Consider the following 19,171-nt stretch of genomic DNA (forward strand, 5'->3'; position numbering starts at 1 on the left):
CGCAGGGGCGATGCTCGTCCTCGGTGCGCTCATCGCACCCGCGGGCGTCAGCGCCGCAGCAGCCGCAGAGGTCGCCCCGGGGGACTCCGTCTACATCGGCAGCAAGGAAGGCTACAGCGGTACGGGGGTCTTCCCGATCTGGTCTGAGGGGATCCCGAGCGGGGATCCTGACCTGTGGGCGTACTGCCTCGAGAACCAGGTGACGGCGCAGACGGGCCGGGTAGGCACTGTCGGCGACGGCGGCGACTTCCTCGGCAGCAACTACTTCGTGGATCCTGCCGTGCAGGGGAAGGTGCTGTGGGTGCTCGCCCACAGCTATCCCGCGGTGAGCCTCGCAGATCTCGCAGCGTCGGCCGGGGTCGCGCAGATCTCGCGGAACGATGCGATCGAGGCCACGCAGTATGCGATCTGGCGCTATACGGACCTCACGTTCGATGCCGCGTGGCCATGGGAGACGCCGGACTCGGAGGCGGCCTACTGGTACCTCGTGAACGGCGCGAACGCGAGTCCAGGGCTGACCCCAGAGGATCTCGAGGTCATGGCCACCGTGACGGCGCCGGATGCGGCGCAGGTCGCGGGGACCCTCATCGGACCGTTCGTCGTGAACACCAACCGGGCCTCGGCCTCCGTCTCCGTCGATCCCGCCGTGGCGGTCACCGACGTGAACGGGGCGGCAGTGGCCCTCGACGCGGTCGTCGACGGTCAGGAACTGTATCTGGACCTGCGTGCATCGACGGCAGCGGGAAGCGCGACCGTTCGGGTCGCGGCCGAGGGATCGAGCAGCACCGGCATGGTGGTCTCGGTGCCGAACGTGCCGGGTGGCACGCCAACTGCCGACGACCACGCGCAGTCGATCATCCTGGTGGCACCCGAGGCGACGCAGACGACCGGGGAGGCGACCGTGGAATGGGCCGCTCAGCCCGGTGCAGCGGAGCCGGTGATCGGGACGTCGCTGGTCGACGCCGCCGACGGCGACCGGGTGCTGGGATGGAACGGGGGAGCGGTGATCGACACCGTCGCCTACCAGAACCTGGTTCCGGGCACGGAGTACACGGTCTCGGGTGAGCTGGTGCGCAAGTCCGACGGTCAGCCGACCGGCATCACGGGTTCGACGACGTTCACTCCGACGACGGCGAACGGCTCCGTCGGTGTGAACCTCGTCGTGCCGGCGGGCTTCGCCGGAGACGTGCTCGTGGCCTTCGAGGAGCTCTTCGAGGGCCCGGACGCATCCGGAGACCCGGTGGCCGAGCACAAGGACATCGACGACCTCGCGCAGACCGTCACGGTGGAGCAGGCGCCGGAAGCACCTGAGCCGTTCATCGGAACATCGCTGGTCGATGCCGCTGACCAGGACCATGTTCTGGCTCCGGGCGGCGGAACCCTCATCGACACGATCGCGTACCGCAACCTGACGCCGGGAACCGAGTACACGGTCACGGGTGTGCTGATGGACAAGGCGAACGGGGAGCCGACGGCCATCACGGGGTCGACCACGTTCACGCCGACCGCTCCGGACGGCTCGGTCGACGTGTCGTTCCGTGTCACGGCAGAGTCCGCCGGCACGGTGCTGGTGGCGTTCGAGGGGCTTTTCGTCGGCACGGATGTCACCGGGGACCCTGTCGCGGTGCACACCGACCTCGATGACGCGGCGCAGACGGTCGCGGTCGAAGCGGCGGATCCCGGTGTGCCCACCACACCGGCTCCGGGTGGAAAGGGAGACCTCGCGGCGACCGGCGCCCCGGCACCGATCGCGGGCATCGCTGCGGCGCTGCTCGCTGTTCTGGCCGGCGCTGTTCTGATGCTGACGAGGCGGCGCCGCCTCGTCGCCTGACCGGGCGCCCGGACAGGACAGGGTCGCGGAGTTCCCCACTCCGCGGCCCTGTCCGCTGCCGCTAATATGAGCCCAGCCCCGTCGTTGAACACAGATTCAGTTGTGGACCGACCGCCTGGATCTGTCTACGGTCAGCTGCTCGTCGGAGATGAGCGGGCGTTCTTCTGGAGAGGGAAGACGTGGAAGATTCTCGCGGTGATGCCGAACTCCTCCGTGCGCTTCGGGACGGTGATCAGGCAGCGTATGCCGTGCTGTGGGAGCGACACATCGGCGCTGCACTCCGCTACGCGCACCGGCTGTTCCCTTCGCGGTCGGAGGATCTCGCCTCCGAGGCGCTGCTCGCCATCTACCAGCAGGTGACGACCTCGGACGCGGGGCCCGAGTTCGCGTTCCGGTCGTATCTCAAGGCGGTGATCCGCAACACGGCGATCCGGTGGCGCAAGGATGCCGACCACATCGACGACACCGTCGAGCCCGATCGGGCCGACTTCCGCGATGCGCTCAGCCTGGTCGAGCGGGAGACGAACGCCCAGCAGTTCCTCGGGGCGTTTCAAGAGCTCCCGGAACGCTGGCAACGCGTGCTGTGGCTGACCGAGGTCGCTGACGTCCCCCGCCCGGAGGTCGCGCGCGAGCTCGGCATCAAGCCCAACGCCGTATCCGCCCTGCAACGACGAGCCCGTTCCGGGCTCAAGATGCACTGGCTCACGTCGCAGGTGCCTCTCGCGCTGCGCGACGACGAGGCTCATGTCGCTCGCCTGCTCCCGCGACACCTCACCGAGCCGCTCGACGAGGTCGTGGCGCAGGAAGTGGCCGGGCATGTGCCCTCATGTGACGTGTGCGGCGACCTGTTCGTCACCCTTCGCAGTGATGCCCAGCGCCTGCACGGCGTCACCCTCTCCGCCGTCGGATTCGGCGCACTGGGAGTCATCCTGCCGTCCACCGGAGCTTTCGCTCCCGGCACCGCGGTGGCGGCCGCGGTCATCGCCACCGGAGCAGGAGCGGGTCTTGCGAGTCTTCTGGCGGGCGGCCTCGGCGTACTCACCGCCGGAACCCTGATACTCGGTTCGCTGCTGCTCCCCGGAGCCACGCCGGCCGTATCCGCGCCCTCCGCGGAGGGCGACAAGCCGTGGAGTGCGGCGCCGTCCGTCCCTCACGTCGGAGCGCCGGCCCCCGTCGTCGGAGCGCCCGACGGGACGGTGGCCACCCCCGCGCCGTCCGCGCCCCCGTCCCCTCCGCGAACCGGACGCTGGAACTCGGACCCGTCGATCGACTCCATCGACCTCGTCGACGACCCGAATGCCCCCGGACCGCGCAACCCCACGAGGCCGGGAACGGCGCCGGGGACGACGCCGGATCCGGGGGAGAATCCGGGCTCGTCCCTCGGCCCGGGGGTCACCAGCCCTGCGGCATCCTCCGGCTACCTCGCTCCGGTGGTGGCGGGCACCGCCACGCCAGGGTCGGCTGTCGCGATCGAAGTCGACGGTGCGCGGTACACGCCGGTCGTCGCCGCCGACGGTGCGTGGTCCTTCGACCCGCGCGCTCTGGAGCTCCCCGCCGGCACGTACGACTATCGCGCCTGGGCGTTCGATGCCACCGGGCAGTCTCCGGCCACGACGGGCACCTTCACCATCGAGCCCATCGTCGTCGAGGGTTTCGAGAACATCGTCGGCACGGAAGACATGCTGGTCGATGAGGCGAGCACCACAGGCTTGGTGATAGCCGTCACGGGGCCGGCGAACGGAACGATCTACGTGACCACCATGCAGGGGCACTCGGCGATCATCCCTCTCGACGACACCGGGTATGCGCTCAAGCGATTGCGGATGAACTCCCGCGGTTGGTACTGGTTCACCTTCCGAGCGATGGACTCCGACGGCTACCTGGGGTCGATGGTGGAACACCCTCTCGACGTCTACGATCCCGACATCATCTTCGACCCCTGGGGGCCGGGGCCGGAGGAGATGACGTTCGAGCTCGTCGACCCCTGACGGCGCTCCGGGCGGCTGCTGTCACCCGTCCGTCGGGACGACCGGTCCGCTGCCGGTGAGCGCGTACCGGCTGCCATCCGAGCGGCGTTCCACGAGCTGGTAGTCCACGAGATAACGGCGGAGCACGGCGACATCTTCCGAATACGGCAAAAGCCTGCTGTTCGCCTCGCGTTCGGTGACGACCTCTCCTTCGGAGAACACAGCGCGGGCGACCCAGGCGAGGAGCTCCCCGCGCTCGTGGAGGTTCGCCGGGTACTGGCGGATGCGCTTTCCGTCGGTGAACCGTTCGATCCCCTCGCGCCGGGGAACGGTGGCCGACGCCAGAATCTCTCGGAACACGTCGGGCGCGAGCGCCTGGGTCTCCGCGTCGACGAGCCCGCTCTGCGTGACCGCCTCCGTCACCCGTCGGCGTCGGGAGGGCGAGAGACCTTCCGTGGCCGACGCGAGACTGCTGCCCAGCATCACCTCGGCGGCGACCCGGCGCGTCTCCGGGTTCGCGAGAATCGCGATCAGCGGTCGCCAGCCGTTCGAGTCTTCCATCGCACCATCTTTCATCCGCAGCGCCGCCTCGTGCTCCCGCTGCGAGCCGTGGGAACCTCCTGCAGGCTACTTCGTGTGATCATCTCAGCGCGATATACGGGTGACACCGAGACCCTCCATCCGCCACACTGAGTCCCATGGGATCAGCGTTGACCACCATCGGATTACCCGTCGCCCTCGGCATCATCATGCTGGGTCTCGGCCTCAGCCTCACTCTCGCCGACTTCGCGAGAGTCCTGAAGCAGCCGAAGGCGGTGATCATCGCGCTGCTCTGTCAGCTCGTCGTGCTGCCGGCGATCTGCTTCGGACTCGTGCTGGCGTTCCAGCTCCCGCCGATCCTGGCCGTCGGCATGATGATGCTGGCCGCATCGCCCGGCGGTACCACCGCGAACCTTTACAGCCATCTGTTCCGCGGAGACATCGCGCTGAACATCTCGCTCACCGCGGTGAACTCGGTCATCGCGGTGATCACACTGCCGATCATCACCAACTTCGCCATCGCCTACTTCCAACCGTTCGACGATCGGCTCGGACTGCAGTGGTCGAAGGCGCTCGAGGTGTTCGCGATCGTGCTGCTGCCGGTGGCCCTGGGCATGCTCGTGCGCCGCTTCTGGCCGACGTTCGCCACGGGCATGGACAAGCCGGTGCGCATCGCCTCGGTGATCATCCTGATCGTCGTGATCGCGGGCGCGGTGGCCTCGAACTGGACACTGCTGGTGGCCAACTTCACGCAGCTCGCCCTCATCACGGTGTTGTTCTGTCTGATCAGCCTCACCATCGGGTTCCTGGTCCCCCGGATGCTGCGGGTGGGGAAGCGGCAGGCGATCGCCACGTCGTTCGAGATCGGCATCCACAACGCGACGCTGGCGATCGTGATCGCGCAGTCCGTGCTCGGCTCTGTGGAGCTGAGCCTCCCCGCCGCCGTCTACGGAGTGCTGATGTTCTTCATCGCGTTCGGGTTCGGCTTCCTCATCCGGGATCGCTCATCCGAAGGTGCCGAGGGCATTGCGGCGCCCTCGGGTGCCTCCCGTTCATAGACTGGAGCGATGCGACCGCTCACAGAGGCCGACGTCAGGGCATCGTTCGTCAATGCGGATGCCGATGAGCTGCGGACCATGGAGATGCCGCACGACTTCCTGCTCGTCGACTGGGACTACCTCGACTTCTTCGCCTGGCAGGATCCGAGCGCCAATCGACGCGGCTATGTGCTGGTCCCGCACGGCGATGGGGTTCTCGGCGTCGTCCTCCGTGCCACCGAGCCGGGGCGCGGACGCTCGGGTCTGTGCAACATCTGCCACACCATGCAGCCGGGCAATCAGATCGCACTCCTCTCCGCACGGCGCGCGGGAGAGGCGGGGCGACGAGGGGACTCGTTCGGCACCTACATGTGTGCCGATCTGTCGTGCCACGAGAACGTGCGTCTGGCGCACCCGCTCGCGCCCAACGAGATCCGGACTCCCGGGCAGGTCGACTTCCGCCTCGACGGCACGCGGCGTCGGATGGAGAGCTTCGTCTCGCAGGTCTGGGAGCAGAACTGATCACGGTTACGCTGGACCACACGTCCTGTGCTCGAAGGAGAAGCCATGAGTGATGCCATCCTGTTCGCCGTCGAAGAGGGAATGGCTCGGCTCACGCTGAACCGTCCTGCTCGCCTCAATGCGTTCAACGCCGACCTCGCCCACGCGTGGAGGGATGCGACGGCCGAGGCGACGTCGCGGTCCGACGTGCAGGCGATCCTGATCGATGCGGCAGGTCCGGCCTTCTGTGCCGGCGGCGATGTCATCGACATGGCCACGACGATGGGTGCATCCGGTGCGGAGATCACCGCGCTCGCCGAGGTAATCAACGCCGGTATCCGGTCGCTCACCGAGTCTGCGGTGCCCGTCGTCGCCGCCGCGCACGGCACCACGGCCGGCGGAGGCCTCGGCATCCTGCTCTCCAGCGATTACGCGGTCGTCGGGTCGCGTTCCAAGCTCGGCAGCCTGTACGCGAACATCGGCCTGACTCCCGACCTCTCGGTGTCGGCGCAGCTCGCCAGGGCGGTCGGCCAGCGTCGCGCGTTGCAGCTCGTGCTTCAGGACCGGCTGCTGTCGGCATCGGAGGCCGTGGAGTGGGGGCTCGTCGCCGAGTCGGTGGAAGGCGCCGACGGTGCCGCCGAGGCGGATGCCGTGCGTGCCCGCGGCGAGGAGATCGCGCGCTTCTGGCTCGCCGGCGCAGCCGACGCGTACGGACAGGCGAAGCGGCTCGTGCGCTCGCAGCCCGAACGCTCGTTCGTCGAGCAGCTGACGGAGGAGGCGCGCTCGATCGGCGCAGCGCTGGAGACTCCGGATGCGCAGGCGAGGGTCGCGGCCTTCGCTGCCGCCTCCGCGAGGAAGTCGGGCTGACTTCTCCTACCCGCATCGGCGTCGGGTGACGACTTCTCCTCAGCACGGCGCTCGGCCCTCGCCTGCGGCGATGCGCGTGGCAGGATGAAGGCATCGCCGCTCGACGAGAGGATCGCCATGTCCCAGCCGGACATCACCACGCAGCCGCAGGGTGAGAAGAAGAATATGTCGCTGCTGATCAGAGGATCCCTCTGGATCGCCATCGGCGCACTGATCGCCGCGGCGCTCGTGTGCGTCATCTGGGTGCTCGTTGGGGATCAGGACGGGCTGATCGGAAGAGCCTTCCTCACGATCCTGCTCCTGGCGGCCTTCGCGGGGATCGCGATCCTCGAGGCCGGCCTCGCGCCGAATCGCCCCGACTGGTTGCAACTGGCCAGCATGGTGAGCTGGATCGTCGCGCTCCTCGTCGGAGCCGTCAAGATCTGGCTCCCCGAAGACGGCATGTTCTTCGGGGCCGAGCGCTTCTTCCAGCTGTTGCTCGTCATCGGCATCCTGCAGCTCGCCCTCCTGCATGTGCGGCTGTTCACTCCCGCCGCTGAACGGCACGTCACGACCTTCACCCGTGTGATCTACATCGTCACGATCACCTTCCTGGTCGGACTCGTCGGCATGCTCGTGTTCTTCCTCGCCTTCCCGAACACGTTCCACTACGGCGAGCTCTACTGGCGGATCGTCGTCGCGCTCACGATCCTCGTCGCCGTCGGCACCACGCTCATCCCGCTGCTCAACGCGCTGTTCGCGCCGAAGAAGAAGGCGTCGCCCGCTCGTGGCGTCGCACCGGCGCCGTCGTGGCCGACCTACGCCGACGGCGTCACCCCGCTGCCGGCGCTGCCCGACTCGTCGCCCGACTGGAACGCCTACTACACCGGATATCCGACCCCGGCGCCGTCGCAGCAGCAGCTTGCCGCGCCCGCGTCGAGTTTCCCGGTCGCGCCGCAGCCCGTGCCCCCGCAGCCCGTGCCGCCGCAGTTCGCGCCGCCCGCCGCTCCGGGTGGACACCTCGTCCCTCCTGCGCCTGCCGGAGGCCAGGCGTCGGCCCCGCAGCAGGGCGAACCGCAGGCGTTCCCGCCGCCGCCGCCCGCGCCCCAGCACCCTGCACAGTGACGCTCGAACTCGAGCTCGGCGAACTCGCGACCGAGATCGCCCGGGAAGCAGGGGCGCTCGCCCGAGCCCGTCGGCGTGACGGGGTGCGTCTCGCCGCCACCAAGACGACCCTCGCCGACATCGTGACGGACGCCGACCGCGAGGTCGAGGCGCTCATCCGAGAGCGTCTGCGCGCCGCCCGTCCCGACGACGGCTTCCTCGGCGAAGAGTCGGGGGCTGAGCCGGGTGCGAGCGGGATCACGTGGGTCGTCGATCCGATCGACGGCACGGTGAACTACGCCTACGGCATCCCGGCGTACAACGTCAGCATCGCCGCGGTGCAGGGCGAACCCGACCCGGAGACCTGGGTGGCACTCGCCGCAGCTGTCAACGCGCCCGCGCTCGGGGAGATCTTCACGGCGGCCCGTGGCCACGGAGCATGGTTGGAGGGAAGCCGCCTCGCGGTGACCGAGGAGACTCCGGCTGGTGCACTCTTGGGCACCGGGTTCGGCTACGACCCTGCGACCCACGAGGGCGATCTCGCCACGGTGGCGCGCGTCATGCCGATGGCGCGCGATCTTCGACGCATGGGTGCTGCGGCGCTCGACCTCGCCTACGTCGCGGCCGGTCGGCTCGACGGGTACTTCGAGCGGGGGCTCCGCCCGTGGGACCACGCCGCCGGGGCACTTCTGATCACGGAGGCGGGGGGCTGCGTGTCCCGCGTCGACGTCGAGTCGACGCGGCCGATGCTGGTGGCCGGAGGTCGCGACGTGCACGCCCGACTGCTCGACATCCTCGACCCGAAACACTGACCGATTCATGGCATTCCCAGGCTGATCAGGGTATGGTTTACCCGATCGTTACTTTCGCCACCCGAAGGTGAAAGTCTGAGTTTGCGCCCCCGAGCATGACGCACGACCGAGAGAAACGCTTTGCCCTTCGAGAATTCCCAGGCTGCCTCTGCGCCCACGCGCCGGTCCAGCCGACTCCGCACTGAGGCCCCCGAAGCCTCCGCGGCGGGAACGACGGCACCCGACTCCGCGGCAGAAGCCGCAGCCATCGCCCTCGCCGTCGTCGCTCCGCTTTCCCGCCGTGCTGCACGCCAGCGACAGACCACCGATGACACCGTGGTCGAACCGCCCTTCATCGCCCCGACGCCCGAGCCGATCATCGCGGATGTGCCCGCCTCGCCGGTTGCGGTCGACAAGGTGGAGCAGATCATCGAGATCGCCACCGGCGACGAGGCCCACGCTGCGGCCGAGCCGGAGCCGGCGACCGACCTGCCCCTCGAAGACGATGCCGACGCCTTCGAGCGTGCGTCCCGCGCTTTCCGCACGGGCTCGATCCCGACGGTCGACTCCGCCGCCGCCGCGTTCACCGCGCGGAAGTCGCCGGCTGCGGACTCTGCGCAGCCCGACGCGCCCGCCCACGTCGTCGCGCGCCGCCCGCGTAGCTTCCGCAAGGTCGTGGCCGTCGGCGCCAGCGTCGGCGTGATGAGCCTCGCAGGGCTCCTCGCCGTCTCCATGACTCTTCCCGCCGAGGCCGTCGCCGCGGTTCAGGGAACCTCGGTCGCCGCCACTTCGCTGGTCTCGGCTGCTGCCGCCGACGCGAAGGGAGCGGCCGACGACGAGATCCAGGCCTTCGTCGCACCCTCGGGCGTCGAGAACGAGACGCTTGCGCGGTCCGACGACTTCAGCACCGTCTCGCTGGTCCAGGTCGCCGCCGAGCAGGGCATCAACTACTCGGGTGAGATCTTCACGAACGACCCCGACGCGGCCATCCAGTGGCCCTTCCTGGTCGGCGTCGGCATGAGCTACGGGTACGGCATGCGCAGTGGCCGTCTGCACGAGGGCATCGACTTCGTTCCCGGCGACGGCGCCCCGGTTCAGGCGATCGCCGACGGCACCGTCCGCATCGCGACCGAGCAGGGCGGCGCTTACGGCGTGACCGTCTACATCGATCACGTCATCGACGGTTCGGTCATCACGAGCCACTACTCGCACATGCAGTACGGTTCGCTGCAGGTCAAGGCCGGCGAGACCGTCAAGGTCGGCACGGTCGTCGGCAAGACCGGAAACACGGGCCGTTCCTACGGCGCGCACATGCACTTCGAGCTCATCGTCAACGGGTCGACCATCGATCCGATGCCGTGGCTCAAGGAGAACGCCGGGCGGACGTCGTACTGACCGGCCCGGATTTCATGAGGACGCCACAGTAATGGTATTCTCGTACGGTTGCCCCGCGAGGGGCAGCACGCCCCGATAGCTCAGTGGCAGAGCACTTCCATGGTAAGGAAGGGGTCGTCAGTTCAATCCTGACTCGGGGCTCGCAGCATTCTTCTCACGCGGACGGATGCCTCGCGGCAGGGTAGCTCAGCTGGTTAGAGCGCACGACTCATAATCGTGAGGTCGCGGGTTCAAGCCCCGCTCCTGCTACAGATGAAAACCCCCGGTCATCCGGGGGTTTTGTCGTTTCCTGAACGGGCGCGGTATAGCCGATGATGTGGCCCGGCGCCGCGAGAGAGCAGGCGTGCGCGTGTCAGTCGACGACGCGCATCAGCCGGTCGCGGGAACGCTCGATGTGCGTGCGCATCGACTCGGCGGCCGCGGACGGATCGCCGTCGGTGATGGCGCGGACGATGGCCGCGTGCTCGTCGACCGTGTCGGACACGTACGCGCCCGTGTAGGCGAGTCGGAACGTGTGCAGGTGGCAGTGCGTGCGCGCATACGCCTGGCGGACCGTCTCGTTCTGCGCCGATCGGAACACGAGATCGTGCAGTCGCACGTCATGGCGGGAGAGCAGGCGGTAGGCGTCCGCTTCGCCGACCGCGGTCCGCCCCGCCTCGACCTCGTGGGCGAGTTCCTCAAGGTCCGTGGCCGAGCGGCGTTCGGCGGCGCTCGCCGCGCTGCCCGGCTCCAGCAGCAGGCGCAGTTCGAAGAGTTCGGTCAGCCGCGTCCGGTCGAGCAGATCGGTCGTGCGGTACCCGCGCAAGGGGAGCTTCTCGACGAGCCCGTCCGACTCGAGTCGAGCGAGCGCCTCGCGCACGGGGGTCGGCGACACCTCGAACTGCCGGGCCAGCTCGCCGGCGTTGATGCGTGCGTCCGGCGGGAAGGTGCCGTCGAGGATCGACTGCTGGAGCGCGCCGTACACCTCGTCGCCGAGCATCGTGCGTGCACCGGGGGTGAAGGAGGGCAACTGACCGAGCGTAGACATCCGACCTTTCCCTTGACATAGTGGCGGAGTGCAGCCATCATATCCTTTGAAAGATCAAATACGATATTTCAAAAGGAACCCTTTCCTGGAGGCTCAAAGATGCGCATCACACAGCACGTGCGGCTCGGCGCCGTCATCGCGGCAGCCGCCGCCCTCACCCTCGCGCTCGGCGCGTGCACCCCGCAGAACGCCGATCCGGATGCCGGCGGCGACGGGGCCGGCGGGGATCTGTCCGACGTGCGCGTCGCCCTCGTTCCCGGCGGCGCCCACCCGTACTTCCAGCCCTGGATCGAGGCCGGCGAGAAGGCGGCCAAGGACTTCAGCCTCGGCGAGGTCACGTTCAACGAGACCGCCGAGTGGGACCAGACCAAGCAGAACGATGTGATCAACTCGCTCGTTGCCAACGGCTACAACGCGTTCGGCATCTTCGGCGTCTCCCCGACGGACATCAACGCGACCTTCAAGAAGCTCACCGATGCGGGGGTCGCGGTCGGATCCATCGCCTCCTGTCCGGCAGGCGACGAGAACCTCGCCGCGTTCTGCCTCTCGACCGACACCGAGGAAGCCGCCTACCAGGCTGCCGCTGCGGCCATAGAGGCGATCGGCGGCAAGGGCACGATCGTGCACATGACCGGCAACAACGTCGACTCCAACACGCAGCGTCGCATCGAAGGCGTCCAGCGCGCGATCGACGAGACCGACGGCGCCGTGACCCTGCTCCAGACCATCACCGATGTCGACACCGACCTCGCGACCGCCCAGAAGGCGGCATCCGACCTCCTCGCGGCGAGCGGCTCCGAGATCAACGCGATCGTCACCACGGCCTACAACCCGGCCGTGGCGAGCGCTGAGGCGATCGCCGAATCCGGCCTCGAGATCCAGCTCGTCGCGATCGACGACGACGCCACCATCCTCGACGGCATCCGCGACGGCTCCGTCTACGGAACGGTCGCGCAGAACCCCGCCGGCCAGGCCTATGTGGGCAGCTGGGTGCTGGCGCAGCTCGCGAGCGGCACCTGCGAGATGGCCGACCCCGGAGTGATCGTCGACTCCGGCTCGTTCGTCGTCACGAAGGACAACGTCGACACGTACGACGACGAGCGCGTCGCGTTCGCCGAGAAGGTGAAGAAGCAGTTCGACGACGAGCTGCTCACCTGCAAGTGATCTGACCCACACCAGGAGATGTACCCGATGGCCAGTACGATCACCGATGCTCGCGCGTTCCTCGTGGACGTCGCCGTCGAGACCGAACGCACGGATGCCGTGCAGAGCTTCGTGTCTCAGGAGACGATCTTCGTCGAACTCACCACGAGCGATGGCCTGCACGGCCTCGGGTACTCCTACACGATCGGAACGGGAGGTCGCGCAGTGCTGTCGATGCTGCGCGACCACCTGCTCCCGATCCTCGTCGGCCAGGAAGCCGACCGCATCGAGGCGGTCTGGTACCGCCTGTTCGCCTCGACCCGCGCGACGACGACCGGGGCCATCACCTCGCTCGCACTGGCTGCCGTCGACACGGCGCTGTGGGACATCGCCTCGCGCAGAGCGGGACTCCCGTTGTGGCGCCTCGCGGGAGGGTTCCGTCGTGACATCCCCCTCTACGACACGGAGGGTGGGTGGCTGCACCTCGACACCGACGAGCTGGTGGCCGGAGCGCTCGCCTCGAAGGACGCCGGACTCAAAGGCGTGAAGGTCAAAATCGGCAAGCCGAGCGGACAGGAGGATCGCGAGCGACTGACGGCCGTTCGTGAGGCCGTCGGCTCGCACTTCGACATCATGGTCGACGCCAACCAATCGATGACCTCCGCCGAGGCCATCCGCCGTGCGCGGCTGTTCGACGGACTCGACCTCGGCTGGATCGAGGAGCCCCTGCCCGCCGATGACATCGAGGGGCATGCCAGGCTCGCGGCATCGACCTCGACACCGATCGCGGTGGGGGAGTCGATGTACTCGATCGCGCAGTTCCGCGAGTATCTCGACCGCGGCGCCGCGGGAATCGTCCAGGTGGACGTCGCCCGCATCGGCGGCATCACCCCTTGGCTGAAGGTCGCGCACCTCGCCGAGTCGTTCAACGTGCACGTGTGCCCGCACTTCCTCATGGAGCTGCACGTGAGCCTGGTCGCCGCAGTCCCGAACGGACGCTACGTCGAGCACATCCCGCAGCTGCGCGCGATCACCCGGACCGGCATGACCATCGAAGACGGCCGCGCCCTCGCCCCCGAGACGCTCGGTCTCGGGATCGATTGGGATCGCGACGCCATGGACGATCGGATCGTGCTCTGATGTCGCGTCTGGGCGCTGCCGCACGCGCCGAGCTCCGCTCACCGCGCGCGCTCCTCGTCGTCCTGATCGTCGTCCTGGTCACGACCCTGGCCATCCTCAAGCCGGCGTTCCTCAACGGCCCCTTCGTCATCGCGCCGCTGCTCACGACGATCGCGATCTTCACGGTCGTCGGGCTCGCACAGATGGTCGTGCTCTCGATCGGCCACATGAACCTCGCTGTGGGACAGCTCGCGGGGATCGGAGCGCTCGTCACCGGTGCCGCGTTCGAGAACTTCGGCCTGCCGCTCCTCGCCGGGCTCGCTCTCGGGGTGCTCGCCAGTACGGCGCTCGGCGCGCTCGCCGGATGGATCATCGCCAAGACCGGAGTGAACTCCTTCATCGTGACTCTCGCGATGAGCTTCACGCTGCTGGGGCTGATCCCCACGCTGTACAAGTCGTGGAGCACCGGCCAGGCGTTCACGGTCTCGCCCGCCGGGTTCGAGACCATCGGTCGCGGCACCTTCGCCGACGTCTGCATGTTCGGCTACTGCGGCTCGAACGCCGTGCCGCTCATGGTCCTGCCCGCCCTCGGCTGCATGGCCGTGATCTGGTACTTCTACACCTGCACCCGCAGCGGACGCGAAGTCCTGATGACCGGCAGCAGTGTGAAGGCCGCGGAGCTCTCCGGCATCCCCACCGCGAGCCGGACCATCCTCGCGCATGCCCTCTCCGGGCTGCTCGCGGCGATCGCCGGGTTCTTGCTCGCCGCGAGCACGGGGTCGTTCACCCCCGCCATCGGCAGCGAGTTCATGCTCTCCTCGTTCCTCGGACCGATCCTCGGCGGCACGCGGCTCGCCGGCGGCCTGGTCTCGATCGTCGGCACCGCGCTCGGCATCACGCTGACCTCGGTGATCCGCAAGGGGCTCGAGCTGTTCGGGGTCGGGCTCGAGACGCTCAACGTCCTGCTCGGCGTCATCCTCCTGGCGGCACTCGCCACGGACCGGCTGCGGCTGCTCTTCGCGCGACGCCGTCCCGCCGCAGCGACGGAGTCCGCCGCGACGCTCGCCGTCGAACTCGAAGAGGCGGAGGCCCACCGATGAAACGCATGATCAGCGCGAACAACCTCCTGCTGGTCGGGATCGTCGTGGTCGGAGCAGCCGTGCTGGGCATGGCGACGTCGGGACAGTTCTTCGGCCCGGTGTCGATGACGAGCTTCTTCCGGTTCGTCAGCGTGCCGATCCTGATCGGGCTCGCCCAGATGATCACGCTCTGCGTCGGGCAGCTCAACCTCGCGGTCGGTGCCATAGGCGGTGTCGCGGCCTGCTTCACCGGCGTGATCGTCACCTCCTGGGGCGTCCCCCCATGGATCGGTGCCCTCGTCGCCGTGCTCACCGGCGCCGTCCTCGGCCTCGTCAACGGCCTGCTGGTCGTCGGGACCAGGATCAACGGCTTCATCGTGACTCTCGCGATGTCGCAGATCCTGATCGGTGTGCAGTACGCCCTCGTGGGCACCCGTACGATCGAGCGCAAGGCCTGGCCCGAGCTCGCCGCCTTCGGGCGGTCGGAGATCCTGGGCATCCCCACGATCTTCCTGATGACGCTCGTGGTCGCCGTGATCGTCGCCCTCTACTTCGCACAGACGGTGTCGGGACGCAAGCTCCTGGCCAGCGGGGGCAACGCCTCGGCCGCGCAGCTCGCGGGAATCTCGACCGACCGGGCTCTCATCGTGGCCCACACGCTCTCCGGACTCCTCTGCGGCGTCGCCGCGATGGTGAGCATCTCGTTCCTCCCCGGCGTGAACACGACCGTCGGCGGCGACTGGCTGCTGCCGAGCTTCGCCGCACCGATCATCGGCGGCGTCGCGCTTGCCGGAGGGACCGTGGCCGTCCTCGGCACGGTGCTCGCGGCGATGGTCGTGCGGCTCGTGGATGCCGCCAGCCCGATCTTCCGCTTCGATGCCGAGGTCGTGAACTTCGTCGTCGGTGCGGTGGTGCTGGGTACCGTGGCTCTCGGCAAGCTGCGCGAGGTGCAGGCGTCTCGACATGCCAGCAGGATCAGATCGTTGCGAGCGGAAGCCGCACTGGCGGAGGTGAAGCGATGACCGTCGCACTGGAAGTCCGGAATCTGCGCAAGACGTTCCCTGGCGTGACCGCGCTCGCCGACGCGAACCTGACCCTCGAGGCCGGCTCGGTGCACGCGCTCATGGGCGAGAACGGTGCGGGCAAGTCGACGCTCATCAAGATCGTGACCGGTGTGCAGGGCGCTGACTCCGGGAGCCTGATCCTGGGCGGTGAGGAGATCTCGTTCTCGAACCCGCTGGAGGCGATGGCGGCCGGCATCGGTGTCGTGCATCAGGAGCGCAACGTCGTCCGCGAGTTCACCGTGGGGGAGAACATCGCCCTCTCCGCGATGCCCCGCCGTGCGGGCGCGGTCGACTGGCGGCAGGTGTGGCGCGAGTCGAAGCGCTGCCTGGACATGCTCGACCTCGACATCGATCCCCGCACGCCCATGCGTGAGCTCTCGGCCGCGCAGATCCAGCTCGTGGAGATCGCCCGCGGCCTGTACCGCAGCGCCAAGGTGCTCCTGCTCGACGAACCGACCGCCTCACTCAGCAACGACGAGGCCGACCGGCTCTACAAAGTGGTGCGCCAGCTCAGCGCCGAGGGCACCGCCGTCGTCCTCGTCAGCCACAAGCTCGACGAGGTGTTCGCGCACTGCGATGCGATCACGGTGCTCCGCGACGGCAGCACCGTCATGCCCTCGCAGCCGATCGCGGACACGACCCATGACGAGGTCGTCGCGCGGATGGTCGGCCGCACGCTCGCCGATCTGGAGGTCGAGGAGCGCGAGGTCGACCGCACCGTCACGCCCGCGCTCGAGCTGACGGATGTCAGCACCGCCGCCGGGCATCGCCGCATCTCGCTCGCGGTTCATCCGGGAGAGGTGCTCGGGATGTACGGGCTCGTCGGCGCCGGCCGCACCGAGCTCGCGCGAGCCATCCTCGGACTCGACCGAGTCGTCGGGGGAGAGGTGAAGGTCGACGGCAGATCGGTGCGGATCCGCTCCGTGCGCGATGCCCTGCGCCGTTTCCGCATCGGCTACGTCACCGAGAACCGCAAGGAGGAGGGAGTCTTCCTCCTGCAGCCGATCACGCGCAACGTCGCCGTCACCATCTGGTCGGAGATCTCGAAGGTCCTCGGATTCGTCCCCGGGCGCACGGAGCGCGACGCGGTGCAGACCCACGTCGACGCCCTGGACATCAGGATCAGCTCGCAGGATCAGCTCGCCGGACAGCTCTCCGGAGGCAACCAGCAGAAGGTCTCTCTGGCCAAGTGGCTCGCCGCGCGGACCCGTGTGCTCATCATCGACGAGCCGACGGTCGGGATCGACGTGCGCACCAAGCGCGCGTTCTACGAACTCATCTGGCGGCTCGCCGACGACGGCATGGCGATCCTGCTCATCTCGAGCGACCTCGCCGAGATGGTGACTCTCGCCGACCGCATCGTCGTCATGGACCAATTCATCGTGCGCGGCGTCGTCGAGAACACGCACGATTACCAACCGATGAGCGCGGCCGTGATGAGTCACATCCACGGATCGTCGGTGGAGGCCTCATGATCCCCGTTCGCACGCATCGCGGGCTCGACGTCAGCATCCTCGGCATGGGATGCGCCCAGCTCGGCAATCTGGGCAGCGTGATGACCGACGAGGAGGCGGAAGCGTCGGTGCACGCGGCCTGGGACGCCGGCATCCGCTACTTCGACACGGCGCCCCACTACGGACTCGGGCTCTCGGAGCGCCGACTCGGCCGCGCGCTCGCCGCGTATCCGCGGGACGAGTACGTGCTCTCCACGAAAGTCGGGCGATTACTCGTCCCGAGCCCGGAGACGGCTCACCTGCGGGACATGGCCAACCTCTTCGACGTGCCGTCCGACGTGCGTCGCGTCTACGACCTCAGCCGCGACGGCGTGCTGCGGTCGCTCGAGGCGAGCCTGGACCGGCTCGGAGTCGACCGGGTGGACGTCGTGTACATGCACGACCCGGACGACCACTTCGACGCCGCCAGGACCACCGGTGCGCAGACGCTGTCGGCGCTGCGCGACGAGGGCGTGATCGGAGCGTACGGCGCCGGGATGAACCAGGCCGGGATGCTCGCCGACCTGATCGAGCAGACCGACGCGGACATCGTGATGTGCGCCGGCCGGCTCACACTCCTCGAGCAGGCCGCCAGTCTGCGGATGCTGCGGCTCGCGCGCGAGCGTGGTGTCGCGGTGGTCGCCGCCGCCGTCTACAACTCGGGACTCCTCGCCCGTGACAGCGTGCCCGACCGGGTCAGCTACGACTACGCCGATGCGCCCCAGGACGTGGTGGAGCGGGCGCGCGAGCTCGAGCGCATCTGCCGCGCGCATGGCGGGACGCTGCCGTCGGCAGCCGTGCAGTATCCGCTGCGGATGCCGCAGGTGGTCTCGGCCGTCGTGGGGATGCACGGGGTGCAGCAGGTGACGGAGGCCGTCGCCCGCGCGACGGCGAGCATTCCGGAGTCGCTGTGGAACGCATTGGAGCACGCCGGGCATGTCCTGTCACCGGAATCGATCTGAGCGCGGAGGGGACCACATGCGCATCGCCCTGCATTCGATCATCGCCGAGGGCGCGGTCGACGACTACCGAGCCCACCACGCCCGGATCCCCGACGCGCTGCGCGACCTCTTCGGCGTCGCGGGCATCCACGACTGGACGATCTGGCGCTCCGGGCGACACCTCTTCCACTTGGTCGAATGCGCCGACTTCGAGGCCGCGATGCGCGTCGTCGAGGCCTCGCCGGTGAACGACGCGTGGCAGGCCGACATCGGCCGGTTCGTCGAAGGCTTCCACGGTGCTGATGGCGAGGACGGCTTCACCCCGATCGAGCAGGTGTGGGCGCTGTCGGTGCAGCGCGGCACCGACGCGTGACGCGCGGTCAGGCCGGACGTGTCTCGCTGAAGTCCGGGCGGGTGTCGCCGACGCGGCCGCGGATGAAGAAGATCGTCACGAAGCCGGCGACGACCACCACGATGTTGCCGAGACCGGCGAAGCCCGTGAGCGCGCCCTCCGCCGGGTAGGCGGTCTGCAGGAAGATGCTCGGGTCGGTGCTCGCGTGCAGCAGGATCGGCGCGATGATCGTTCCGGTCACGCGGAGCGCGAGGTACATCAGGATGCCGAAGGCGAAGGTGTAGACCAGCTGGAACCCGGTCGCGAGGAGGTTCTGCCCGTTGAGCAGGTTGCCCGCGTGCAGTCCCGCGAAGAGGGCGGCCGAGACCACGGCCACCACGACCTCGCGGTGGCCCGCCTTGCGCATCAGGTTCACGACCAGGCCGCGAGTGAGCACCTCCTCGGTGAAGCCGATCAGGAGTCCGGCCAGGAGCCACGTCAGCACGACGTCGAAGCCCGCCTTGCCGTAGTCGATCGTCGCGAAGCGGAGGATGTTGAACAGCAGCACCACAACGATGGCGATCCACATCCAGCCTCGGCCGCGGATCGGCTGCCGGCCGAAGACCTCGCGCCACCACCCGACCGAGAGGGTGAAGGCGGCGAGGATGACGGCCCCGACGAGTTCGGGCAGGACGTAGAACACGGCGAGGCCCGCCGCGCTGCTCGGTTCCTGGATGTTCAGCGCGAGCGGAGTGAACGACAGCGAGAGCAGCTGGAAGAGGACGAAGTACGCGGCCGTGAGGAGGAGCGCTCGCCACCATCCGCCCTTTTCCCAGAACCTCTTCCAGAACGTGGCGGTGGGTGCGGGAGAGGTCATGAGGACTCCAGGCGGTGGGGGAGGGCCGGCGTGTTCACGTCAGCTTTGCGCAGGCCGGCGCTGTGCGTCCAGCGGAGGCATCTCG

Annotated in this window: 18 protein-coding genes and 2 tRNA genes; 17 read left to right on the plus strand and 3 right to left on the minus strand. The window is 68.5% G+C overall.

Features of this window, described 5'->3' with window-relative positions:
- Nucleotides 1-10: 10 nt before the first annotated feature.
- Together ACCO44_RS04375 and ACCO44_RS04380 are read left to right on the plus strand one after the other, a co-directional pair.
- Nucleotides 11-1,831: a VaFE repeat-containing surface-anchored protein gene (locus tag ACCO44_RS04375; protein WP_372468572.1), complete on the plus strand. Its 1,821-nt coding sequence runs from the start codon at nucleotides 11-13 to the stop codon at nucleotides 1,829-1,831.
- 179 nt (nucleotides 1,832-2,010) lie between these two features.
- Nucleotides 2,011-3,819: a sigma-70 family RNA polymerase sigma factor gene (locus tag ACCO44_RS04380; RefSeq protein WP_372468574.1), complete on the plus strand. Its 1,809-nt coding sequence runs from the start codon at nucleotides 2,011-2,013 to the stop codon at nucleotides 3,817-3,819.
- A 21-nt stretch (nucleotides 3,820-3,840) separates the two neighbouring features.
- On the opposite strand, the gene ACCO44_RS04385 is transcribed toward ACCO44_RS04380, so the two are convergent.
- The gene (locus ACCO44_RS04385; protein WP_372468576.1) at nucleotides 3,841-4,359 is read right to left on the minus strand and encodes a DUF2087 domain-containing protein; all 519 of its coding nucleotides are present in this window, start codon (nucleotides 4,357-4,359) and stop codon (nucleotides 3,841-3,843) included.
- 137 nt (nucleotides 4,360-4,496) lie between these two features.
- Here ACCO44_RS04385 and ACCO44_RS04390 point away from each other — a divergent pair, with 137 nt between their 5' ends.
- The 8 genes from ACCO44_RS04390 to ACCO44_RS04425 all read left to right on the plus strand — a co-directional run bounded on the left by ACCO44_RS04390 (nucleotide 4,497) and on the right by ACCO44_RS04425 (nucleotide 10,261).
- Nucleotides 4,497-5,396: a bile acid:sodium symporter family protein gene (locus tag ACCO44_RS04390; RefSeq protein ID WP_372468578.1), complete on the plus strand. Its 900-nt coding sequence runs from the start codon at nucleotides 4,497-4,499 to the stop codon at nucleotides 5,394-5,396.
- A 9-nt stretch (nucleotides 5,397-5,405) separates the two neighbouring features.
- On the plus strand, nucleotides 5,406-5,897 hold the full coding sequence (locus ACCO44_RS04395; protein WP_105712277.1) for an FBP domain-containing protein: 492 nt from the start codon (nucleotides 5,406-5,408) through the stop codon (nucleotides 5,895-5,897).
- 45 nt (nucleotides 5,898-5,942) lie between these two features.
- A complete protein-coding gene (locus ACCO44_RS04400; protein WP_105712276.1) occupies nucleotides 5,943-6,743 on the plus strand; it encodes an enoyl-CoA hydratase/isomerase family protein in 801 nt (266 codons plus the stop codon).
- A 117-nt stretch (nucleotides 6,744-6,860) separates the two neighbouring features.
- The gene (locus ACCO44_RS04405) at nucleotides 6,861-7,847 is read left to right on the plus strand and encodes a hypothetical protein (protein ID WP_372468581.1); all 987 of its coding nucleotides are present in this window, start codon (nucleotides 6,861-6,863) and stop codon (nucleotides 7,845-7,847) included.
- Entirely contained in the window at nucleotides 7,844-8,638 is a 795-nt protein-coding gene (locus tag ACCO44_RS04410) for an inositol monophosphatase family protein (protein ID WP_372468583.1), read from the plus strand. The genes ACCO44_RS04405 and ACCO44_RS04410 overlap by 4 nt, the downstream gene beginning before the upstream one ends.
- A 120-nt stretch (nucleotides 8,639-8,758) precedes the next feature.
- The gene (locus ACCO44_RS04415) at nucleotides 8,759-10,012 is read left to right on the plus strand and encodes a M23 family metallopeptidase (RefSeq protein WP_372468584.1); all 1,254 of its coding nucleotides are present in this window, start codon (nucleotides 8,759-8,761) and stop codon (nucleotides 10,010-10,012) included.
- Nucleotides 10,013-10,081: 69 nt separating this feature from the next.
- Nucleotides 10,082-10,153: transfer RNA gene (locus tag ACCO44_RS04420), tRNA-Thr, on the plus strand.
- Nucleotides 10,154-10,187: 34 nt separating this feature from the next.
- A tRNA-Met gene (locus ACCO44_RS04425) sits at nucleotides 10,188-10,261 on the plus strand.
- Nucleotides 10,262-10,364: 103 nt separating this feature from the next.
- Here the strand turns inward: ACCO44_RS04425 and ACCO44_RS04430 are convergent.
- Complete coding sequence (locus tag ACCO44_RS04430) at nucleotides 10,365-11,039, minus strand: GntR family transcriptional regulator (RefSeq protein WP_372468585.1); 675 nt, start codon at nucleotides 11,037-11,039, stop codon at nucleotides 10,365-10,367.
- 99 nt (nucleotides 11,040-11,138) lie between these two features.
- On the opposite strand from ACCO44_RS04430, the gene ACCO44_RS04435 reads away from it, so the two are divergent.
- From ACCO44_RS04435 to ACCO44_RS04465, 7 genes are read left to right on the plus strand one after another with little or no spacing between them, the layout of a single operon-like run.
- Entirely contained in the window at nucleotides 11,139-12,203 is a 1,065-nt protein-coding gene (locus ACCO44_RS04435; protein WP_105712271.1) for a substrate-binding domain-containing protein, read from the plus strand.
- Between the two features lie 27 nt (nucleotides 12,204-12,230).
- Complete coding sequence (locus tag ACCO44_RS04440; RefSeq protein WP_372468587.1) at nucleotides 12,231-13,322, plus strand: mandelate racemase/muconate lactonizing enzyme family protein; 1,092 nt, start codon at nucleotides 12,231-12,233, stop codon at nucleotides 13,320-13,322.
- Nucleotides 13,322-14,401 carry an ABC transporter permease gene (locus tag ACCO44_RS04445; RefSeq protein ID WP_372468588.1) on the plus strand — a complete coding sequence of 360 codons (1,080 nt, stop codon included), beginning with the start codon at nucleotides 13,322-13,324 and terminating at the stop codon, nucleotides 14,399-14,401. Before ACCO44_RS04440 ends, ACCO44_RS04445 begins: the two co-directional genes overlap by 1 nt.
- Nucleotides 14,398-15,402 (plus strand): ABC transporter permease, encoded by a 1,005-nt coding sequence (locus ACCO44_RS04450; RefSeq protein ID WP_372468589.1) that lies wholly within the window; start codon nucleotides 14,398-14,400, stop codon nucleotides 15,400-15,402. The genes ACCO44_RS04445 and ACCO44_RS04450 overlap by 4 nt, the downstream gene beginning before the upstream one ends.
- Entirely contained in the window at nucleotides 15,399-16,919 is a 1,521-nt protein-coding gene (locus ACCO44_RS04455) for a sugar ABC transporter ATP-binding protein (RefSeq protein ID WP_372468590.1), read from the plus strand. The genes ACCO44_RS04450 and ACCO44_RS04455 overlap by 4 nt, the downstream gene beginning before the upstream one ends.
- Nucleotides 16,916-17,899, plus strand: a complete 984-nt coding sequence (locus ACCO44_RS04460) for an aldo/keto reductase (protein WP_372468591.1) — start codon at nucleotides 16,916-16,918, stop codon at nucleotides 17,897-17,899. Before ACCO44_RS04455 ends, ACCO44_RS04460 begins: the two co-directional genes overlap by 4 nt.
- A 16-nt stretch (nucleotides 17,900-17,915) precedes the next feature.
- Nucleotides 17,916-18,251 (plus strand): L-rhamnose mutarotase, encoded by a 336-nt coding sequence (locus ACCO44_RS04465; RefSeq protein WP_372468592.1) that lies wholly within the window; start codon nucleotides 17,916-17,918, stop codon nucleotides 18,249-18,251.
- A gap of 7 nt (nucleotides 18,252-18,258) precedes the next feature.
- Here ACCO44_RS04465 and ACCO44_RS04470 read toward each other — a convergent pair whose 3' ends face one another.
- Nucleotides 18,259-19,086 carry a CPBP family intramembrane glutamic endopeptidase gene (locus ACCO44_RS04470; RefSeq protein WP_372468593.1) on the minus strand — a complete coding sequence of 276 codons (828 nt, stop codon included), beginning with the start codon at nucleotides 19,084-19,086 and terminating at the stop codon, nucleotides 18,259-18,261.
- Between the last annotated feature and the right edge of the window lie 85 nt (nucleotides 19,087-19,171).

Source organism: Microbacterium maritypicum (assembly GCF_041529975.1).
GTDB lineage: Bacteria > Actinomycetota > Actinomycetes > Actinomycetales > Microbacteriaceae > Microbacterium.

Coding starts and splice junctions, on each gene's coding strand:
- ACCO44_RS04445 (WP_372468588.1), top strand. CDS start 13,322: ATGTCGCGTCTGGGCGCTGCCGCACGCGCCGAGCTCCGCTCACCGCGC.
- ACCO44_RS04405 (WP_372468581.1), top strand. CDS start 6,861: ATGTCCCAGCCGGACATCACCACGCAGCCGCAGGGTGAGAAGAAGAAT.
- ACCO44_RS04460 (WP_372468591.1), top strand. CDS start 16,916: ATGATCCCCGTTCGCACGCATCGCGGGCTCGACGTCAGCATCCTCGGC.
- ACCO44_RS04385 (WP_372468576.1), bottom strand. CDS start 4,359: ATGGAAGACTCGAACGGCTGGCGACCGCTGATCGCGATTCTCGCGAAC.
- ACCO44_RS04395 (WP_105712277.1), top strand. CDS start 5,406: ATGCGACCGCTCACAGAGGCCGACGTCAGGGCATCGTTCGTCAATGCG.
- ACCO44_RS04400 (WP_105712276.1), top strand. CDS start 5,943: ATGAGTGATGCCATCCTGTTCGCCGTCGAAGAGGGAATGGCTCGGCTC.
- ACCO44_RS04455 (WP_372468590.1), top strand. CDS start 15,399: ATGACCGTCGCACTGGAAGTCCGGAATCTGCGCAAGACGTTCCCTGGC.
- ACCO44_RS04390 (WP_372468578.1), top strand. CDS start 4,497: ATGGGATCAGCGTTGACCACCATCGGATTACCCGTCGCCCTCGGCATC.
- ACCO44_RS04450 (WP_372468589.1), top strand. CDS start 14,398: ATGAAACGCATGATCAGCGCGAACAACCTCCTGCTGGTCGGGATCGTC.
- ACCO44_RS04375 (WP_372468572.1), top strand. CDS start 11: ATGCTCGTCCTCGGTGCGCTCATCGCACCCGCGGGCGTCAGCGCCGCA.
- ACCO44_RS04440 (WP_372468587.1), top strand. CDS start 12,231: ATGGCCAGTACGATCACCGATGCTCGCGCGTTCCTCGTGGACGTCGCC.
- ACCO44_RS04430 (WP_372468585.1), bottom strand. CDS start 11,039: ATGTCTACGCTCGGTCAGTTGCCCTCCTTCACCCCCGGTGCACGCACG.
- ACCO44_RS04435 (WP_105712271.1), top strand. CDS start 11,139: ATGCGCATCACACAGCACGTGCGGCTCGGCGCCGTCATCGCGGCAGCC.
- ACCO44_RS04470 (WP_372468593.1), bottom strand. CDS start 19,086: ATGACCTCTCCCGCACCCACCGCCACGTTCTGGAAGAGGTTCTGGGAA.
- ACCO44_RS04465 (WP_372468592.1), top strand. CDS start 17,916: ATGCGCATCGCCCTGCATTCGATCATCGCCGAGGGCGCGGTCGACGAC.